The organism is Planococcus sp. FY231025 (assembly GCF_052078085.1).
Lineage (GTDB): Bacteria > Bacillota > Bacilli > Bacillales_A > Planococcaceae > Planococcus.
This window is the reverse complement of record NZ_JBQJJG010000013.1, coordinates 83791-90777: the sequence shown is the minus strand read 5'-3', so window position 1 is coordinate 90777 and position 6987 is coordinate 83791. Positions and strand designations below refer to the sequence as shown.

Here is a 6987-nt window from a genome sequence, read left to right as displayed (position 1 = left end):
AAAGCCGTTCTCGCGCCTCGGCGCTCGTGACGTCTTTCGTTGACGTTTTGCTGTTCAGTTTTCAAGGTTCATGTTGTGCGTCCTGTAAAAGCGACTTCTCTAATTTATCATCGCTTCTCGGAAGAGTCAAGCGTTTTTTATTATTGCGAAAAACTGTTTCTGTCCAAGCGACGTGTATTATCATAATATGTTTTGCCCTCATGTGTCAACGGTTATTATTAAAAAACTTTTCTTCTGGGCTGAAGCCATTCTTCCTGCCGCTGTCTTCTTCCCGCTCCTCCCAAACACTCTAAGGAAGAAAAAAAGAACAAGCCGGTCTTAAAGCCGGCCTGCTCCTTAAGAATATTTTTGTTTCAGCTCTCCACATAATAATATCGATGGAAGATTTCATCACTTTTCGTTTTGACATTTTCTACAGAAATCAAATCTTTTTCAATCAGGAATTCGATGAGCACTTCAAGATTGGAAGAATAATTTCTCAGCTCTTCTTGTTCATGCAGCTCCTGGATGGTCCAACGATCTTTCTGCTCCATTACTTCCCGGATATGCTGCGCGCCATCCCGGGTGCGGGAATGAATCAGAAACTCGCTCGCCAAAAATAAAAGTTCGAGGCGCTTCTCCAACGCTTCATCGCTCAATACCAATTCTTCATACAGTTTATAGATAGCCGGTTCCATTTGCTTCACTTGCGCCCAGACTGTCACTTCAGGCGGCAGCCCGTTCTCCAATACGGCCAGCCGCGCAAGGTGATGGAGTGATTCAACTATATGGTGATAGGCATCTAAATAATGTTTTCCTTCGAAGAAGACTTTGCCTTCCAGATACCGGCGGATCAATTTCGAGAATTCCATCCCCATTTTGATTTTCCGGCCATAGAACGGATAATCCTTCAATTCTGTTTTCAGGTTGGCCATGAATTCATTCCGGTCGTAGACAATGCGCCCGTGGAACAGCCAATCGACAATTTTTCGGTTGGTTCCAAGCAGGAGCCATTTTTTTAATTGCTTCTCTGTCACAATATGCATCGCCGCTTTTTTATCCAAGTAAGTATAATGTTTCGTGTAAACAGAAGTTTCATTTTCTTTCGTAATGATCAGCAAGATCGAATCGAATGTATCTGTGATCGGGCTGACCTTCTCCCGTTTTTCCACCAGCACCACTCCGAGCGTACTTTCTTGGCTGGCGCGTTCTTGATAAATCGGTCTTAAAATTTGTTCCATCTATTTTCAGCTCCTTGCAAATCTATCTACCTTCTGCGGCAATTTTTAAACGTTCCCTCGCTTCTTTCTTTGAAAGTTTTGGAGGAATCCCCAGTGATGCTTTTCTCTATTTCGACATATTTCTTGTGTATTCCTTCTTCAGGAAATCATTATCACTTTTTTCTGCCGGTTGTGATATAGTATGATGGATGCAAGGAGGAAAGAGCGAATGAAACCTTATAAAAATAAAATCAATCGTATTCGTACATTTGCCTTGGCGTTGATCTTTATCGGCATCGTCATCATGTATGTTGGAATATATTTTAGAAATCAACCGGTCGTCATGGTCGTCTTCATGCTCCTTGGCGTCGTGGCAATCATCGGAAGCACCGGTGTTTACGCTTGGATCGGATTGTTGTCGATGAAGACTGTGCCTGTGCAATGTCCAAACTGTGGACGCCATACAAAAATGCTTGGCCGCGTCGACATGTGCATGCATTGCCGTGAACCTTTGACGATGGACCCTGCTCTTGAAGGAAAAGAGTTTGACACAGCCTATAACAAAAAAAATTCTTGAATCATTAGCTTCCAAAAAGAAACCCGTCGGCACAATCGTGCCGGCGGGTTTCTTTTGTCTCTAAAAATAAAAAAGGATATGGAGTCCATGTCCTTTATTGAGCTTGGGCAGTCTTGCTGAGGCATTCCTGGCAAGTGCCGTAAATCTCTAAGCGGTGATAGTCCACCTGGAAACCGGTGACATGTGAAGCCAATTGTTCTACTTCATCAAGCCCTGGATAATGGAAGTCGACGATTTTGCCGCAATCGTTGCAAATAACGTGATAATGATCGTGCGTCACAAAATCGAAACGGCTGGAAGAATCTCCATAGGTCAATTCCTTGACCAGTCCCGCCCCTTTGAACACACGCAAATTATTATATACAGTTGCTACACTCATATTTGGAAAAGTTCGTTCAAGCGCGCGATAAATGTCATCCGCTGTCGGGTGTGTCGTAGAATGAATCATGAACTCCAGAATTGCATGGCGCTGCGGAGTGATTCGGACACCTGTTGACTTCAGAGCCTCTAGCGCGTCTTTTAATTGTACTTCAGACATCGCTGTGCACCTCACTTCTACATATTCTTACATTGTAATCGTTATAATTAGTGTACCTAAGAATATGCCGTGGTGTCAAGAAATCACTATAGCGCCCACTTTCGTTCCCCTTCCCTTATGGCTGATGCAAGGTTTTTTCCTGGCTGCCCAAGCGCATATTGATCAACCGTGCCGCAACAAAAAGGAAATCCGAAAGCCGGTTCAAGTATGCGATGACATTCGGAGACACCCCTTCTCCGATGCTGATGGCCCGCCGCTCTGCCCGTCTGACCACTGTGCGCGCAACGTGCAATCCTGCTCCGGCCGGATGCCCGCCCGGAAGGATGAAGTTGGCCAGTGCCGGAACTTCTTCATCGAAACGGTCTATCCATTGCTCCAGTTTGGTAATATCGGCTTCGGCCAATTGCCATTTTACTTCTTTGCCTTTAGGCGTAGCCAATTCGGCCCCCACATGGAAAAGCGTGGTCTGGATTTCATGAAAAACCTTTCCGAGCTCTTCTTTCTCGTCAAAAAATTCAGATGCCAGGTGGCTGATGGCAAATCCGATGGCCGAGTTCGCTTCATCGCACGTGCCATAAGCTTCTACAAGTGCATCGTTTTTGGCTACACGCGTCCCGTATACGAGTGAAGTCGTCCCTTTGTCCCCTGTCTTTGTGTAAATCTTCATCATCAATACCCCTTTTCAAGACTTACCAGATTTGTCGGCTCACATTCTTCGTTCAGCCATTTCCTTAAGTTCGGAATAAAAACTTCCAGAGCCCGCTCGACATATCTGCCGGAATGGCTCGATGCATGCGGGGAAATCACAATATTATCCATGTCCCAAAACGGGTGCTCAGGAGGCAGCGGCTCGTTATTGAACACATCCAGCACTGCCGCGCCGATTTCCCCATTTTCCATTGCTTCGACCAGCACCTCATCTTCGAAAAGGTCGCCTCTTCCAAAGTTCATGAATATCGCATCTTCTTTCATGGCTTTGAAGTGCTCCTTCTTTAAAAGATGCTTGGTTTCATTCGTACTCGGCAGCACGGAAATGACAGCATCAGCTTTCGGCAAGGCTTCGAGGATCTGATCGAACCGCACCATCTCTTCCATATTCTCCGCTTGGTTGCCGGAACGGTTGCAGCCGATGGTATGAACCCCGAACGCCTGAAGCAGGCGGCCGATTTCAGAACCGATCGCCCCGGGGCCAAGAATCAGAGCAGTCGATCCGTACAATTCCGTGGATCCGGTTTTGCGGTTCCATTGTTTTTCACGTTGCTTCTCATAAATAAACGGCAGCGACCGCTTCAGTGCGAGCAGATGGGCCAGCACCGATTCCGTCATCGGCGTTTTATGGATGCCCTTCACATTCGACACAATAATTCCCCGCTCTGCAATGGCAGTGTGCGGCATTTTTTCAATGCCCGCACTTGCAACCATGATCCATTTCAACTTTTTCGCTGATTCAATATCTGCCGCAGCCAAATCTTCCCCGTAAGTCACAAGGATTTCTGCACTCGGCAATCGCGTTTTGTCTTTGTATGCAAAGTGGAAATGCACCTCGGGAAATTGCTCGATCAAGTGTTTTTGCTGATGCTCTTTTGGAATAAACGTAAACAATACTTCCATCGTCTTTCTCCCCTTTTAGCGGCTTGTAATGGTTTTCAGGGTTTCGAGCACTTCCTGGATGTGGTTCTCGACTTTCACTTTCCGCCATTCTTTGACGATGGTGCCCGTCGGATCAATCAGGAATGTAGAGCGTTCGATGCCCATAAATTCTTTTCCGTACATTTTCTTTTGCACCCATACGCCGTACGCCTCTGAAACAGTGTGGTCTGCGTCCACCAGCAATGAAAACGGAAGTCCGTGCTTTTCAATGAATTTCACATGCTGTTTTTCATCATCGGCACTGACCCCTAGGATCACCGCATTCAGTTCCGAAAAATCTTTTTCAGCATCCCGGAAATCACATGCTTGGGTCGTACAGCCTGGAGTCATATCTTTCGGATAAAAGTACAGCACCACATATTTCTTGCCGGCAAAATCCTTTAGCGAAACCGTCTCGCCTGCTTCATTTTTCATTGAGAAATCCGGTGCTTCTAGCCCTTCTAACGTCGTCATCTCCATCACTCCTTTTCTTATTCTTATCGTACCTAACCTGGTCGGTAGTTTCAATTTCTTTGGCGTTCGGCATTGATTTTGTCTACAATAGGAAGAAGATCAACTAGGGAGGCATTCATTCATGAACCATTCTGTATCCGAACAGCTGCACGAAGAAGCGTTGCAGCACATCGTCGGGGGCGTCAACAGCCCGTCCCGCTCATATAAAGCAGTCGGCGGCGGCTCGCCGGTCGTCATGGAACGCGCAAAAGGCGCCTATTTCTGGGACGTCGACGGCAATAAATACATAGACTATCTGGCAGCTTACGGGCCGATCATCACGGGGCATGCACATCCGCATATTACACAGGCCATCACCCATGCTTCAGAAACCGGCCTGCTTTACGGAACACCTACACGGCACGAAATCACCTTTGCCAAAATGCTGAAAGAAGCAATGCCGAATATGGATAAAGTAAGATTCGTCAACAGCGGCACCGAGGCCGTCATGACGACGATCCGCGTGTCGCGCGCCTATACCGGCCGCACGAAAATCATGAAATTCGCCGGATGCTACCATGGCCACTCCGATTTGGTGCTCGTCGCTGCAGGTTCGGGCCCGGCAACTTTGGGCACCCCTGACTCTGCAGGCGTACCGAAATCGATTGCCGAAGAAGTCATAACGATCCCTTTCAATGACCCGGCAGCTTATGCCGAAGCAATGGAGCGCTGGGGATCGGAAATTGCCTGCATTTTAGTGGAACCGATCGTCGGGAACTTCGGCATCGTTGAACCGGAACCCGGCTTCCTAGAAGAAGTCCACCGCATTGCTCGCGAAAAAGGGGCATTGATTGTCTATGACGAAGTCATCACTGCTTTCCGCTTCCATTATGGCGGCGCACAAGACCTTCTCGGCTTGGAGCCTGATTTGACAGCGCTCGGAAAGATCATTGGCGGCGGCTTGCCGATTGGCGCATACGGCGGCAAAAAAGAGATCATGGATACGGTCGCTCCCCTTGGCCCCGCTTACCAGGCAGGGACAATGGCCGGCAACCCGGCATCCATCCAGGCCGGCATCGCGTGTCTTGAGATCCTCCGCCAGGATGGCGTCTACGAAAAAATGGACGCCCTTGGCCGCCAATTGGAAGAAGGCATCTTGAAAGCGGCGGAAGACCATGGAGTGACCATTACGGTCAATCGCCTCAAAGGGGCATTGACGATTTATTTCACCGACCAGAAAGTCCGGAATTATGAACAGGCGGAAGCGACAGACGGTGAAGTATTCGGCCGCTTCTTTAAATTGATGCTCGAAGGAGGCATCAATCTCGCCCCTTCAAAATACGAAGCCTGGTTCTTGACCACTGAGCATACCGAAGAAGATGTCAAAGCATCGATCGAAGCGGTAAGAAACGCATTTGGACAACTTTGACCAAATGCCGCAATTTCAAGGAAAGGAGTGCATGAGTTCATGAAATTAGGTGCGCGCATATTCAAGACTGGCATAGCTGTTTCATTCGCATTGTTTCTAGCGAACTTATTGCAGCTCCCTTCGCCGGTTTTTGCAGGAATTGCGGCGATTTTCGCCATCCAGCCATCCATTTACCGTTCTTACCTGACTGTCCTGGATCAAATTTACGGGAATTTGATCGGCGCCGGCATCGCGGTCGTTTTTGTTTTGACACTCGGCTCCAACTACCTCACCATCGGATTGGCAGCCGTATTGGCGATTATCATCATGCTGAAACTGAAGCTCGAAAGCACGGTAGCTTTGACCTTGGTGACCATCATCGCCATCATGGAATCGCACGAACCCGACTTCCTGGCATTTGCATCGCTGCGGTTCGGCACCATCCTCCTTGGCATCCTGGCATCTTTTGTAGTCAACTTGATTTTCCTTCCGCCGAAGTACGAGACACGCTTGTTCAGCTCCATCCATGAGGTGAGCGAAGAAGTCATCCGGTGGATCCGCGTTTCCATTCAGCATGCCACGGCGCATACGGCATTGAAAGAAGATATTGACCGCTTGAGCGACAAATTGGATAAGGTGGACCAATGGTATTCTTTTTATAAAGATGAGCGCAGCTACACAAAAAAACAGCAATATACAAAAGCACGGAAACTTGTGCTGTACCGCCAAATGATCATGACGACCAAGAAAAGCCTGGAAGTCCTGAAGCGGCTCCACCGCTTTGAAAATGAGCTGACCGAACTGCCGGAACATTTCCATCTGATGGTCCAGGAGCGGCTTGAAAGCCTTGCCGGCTATCACGAACAGCTTTACATGAAATACGTCGGCAAGATGCGGCCGGAACATAGTGAAACATTCGCTGCCGATGCTGCTGAAAAGCGCCAGGAAATGATGGCGGTTTTCGTAAAAGAGATCAATATAGCCCATGAACAAGCTGCGAGCGAATTCGCCATTTATCATTTGATGCACGTCTTGTCTGCTATAGTCGATTACGAGGAACAGCTTGAACATCTGGACTTGCTGATCATCTCTTACCACAACTTTCATTCGGACGAAATTGCATCCGACATCGAAAAAGCCATTTAAAAAACGTGCCGGACATAGTGTCCGGCACGTTATTTCG

General features: G+C 47.9%; 8 protein-coding genes. 3 read left to right on the top strand and 5 right to left on the bottom strand.

Annotated features, from left to right (window positions below):
- Positions 1 to 353 precede the first annotated feature (353 nt).
- On the bottom strand, positions 354 to 1220 hold the full coding sequence (locus tag ACTL32_RS17415; protein ID WP_204893805.1) for a nucleotidyltransferase-like protein: 867 nt from the start codon (positions 1218 to 1220) through the stop codon (positions 354 to 356).
- Positions 1221 to 1428: 208 nt separating this feature from the next.
- Here ACTL32_RS17415 and ACTL32_RS17410 point away from each other — a divergent pair, with 208 nt between their 5' ends.
- Positions 1429 to 1776: a YgzB family protein gene (locus tag ACTL32_RS17410; protein WP_204893804.1), complete on the top strand. Its 348-nt coding sequence runs from the start codon at positions 1429 to 1431 to the stop codon at positions 1774 to 1776.
- A 94-nt stretch (positions 1777 to 1870) separates the two neighbouring features.
- Here ACTL32_RS17410 and perR read toward each other — a convergent pair whose 3' ends face one another.
- From perR to bcp, 4 genes are all read right to left on the bottom strand, one after another.
- Positions 1871 to 2314, bottom strand: coding sequence for a peroxide-responsive transcriptional repressor PerR (gene perR, locus ACTL32_RS17405; protein WP_204893803.1), 444 nt, complete (start codon positions 2312 to 2314; stop codon positions 1871 to 1873).
- A gap of 115 nt (positions 2315 to 2429) precedes the next feature.
- Positions 2430 to 2981 (bottom strand): cob(I)yrinic acid a,c-diamide adenosyltransferase, encoded by a 552-nt coding sequence (locus tag ACTL32_RS17400; protein WP_441342649.1) that lies wholly within the window; start codon positions 2979 to 2981, stop codon positions 2430 to 2432.
- A gap of 2 nt (positions 2982 to 2983) precedes the next feature.
- The gene (locus ACTL32_RS17395) at positions 2984 to 3925 is read right to left on the bottom strand and encodes a D-2-hydroxyacid dehydrogenase (protein ID WP_441342648.1); all 942 of its coding nucleotides are present in this window, start codon (positions 3923 to 3925) and stop codon (positions 2984 to 2986) included.
- A 15-nt stretch (positions 3926 to 3940) separates the two neighbouring features.
- Positions 3941 to 4417, bottom strand: coding sequence for a thioredoxin-dependent thiol peroxidase (gene bcp, locus ACTL32_RS17390; protein ID WP_441342647.1), 477 nt, complete (start codon positions 4415 to 4417; stop codon positions 3941 to 3943).
- Between the two features lie 121 nt (positions 4418 to 4538).
- On the opposite strand from bcp, the gene ACTL32_RS17385 reads away from it, so the two are divergent.
- Positions 4539 to 5825 carry a glutamate-1-semialdehyde 2,1-aminomutase gene (locus ACTL32_RS17385; protein WP_441342646.1) on the top strand — a complete coding sequence of 429 codons (1287 nt, stop codon included), beginning with the start codon at positions 4539 to 4541 and terminating at the stop codon, positions 5823 to 5825.
- A 39-nt stretch (positions 5826 to 5864) separates the two neighbouring features.
- Positions 5865 to 6950 carry an FUSC family protein gene (locus tag ACTL32_RS17380; RefSeq protein WP_204893798.1) on the top strand — a complete coding sequence of 362 codons (1086 nt, stop codon included), beginning with the start codon at positions 5865 to 5867 and terminating at the stop codon, positions 6948 to 6950.
- Positions 6951 to 6987 lie beyond the last annotated feature (37 nt).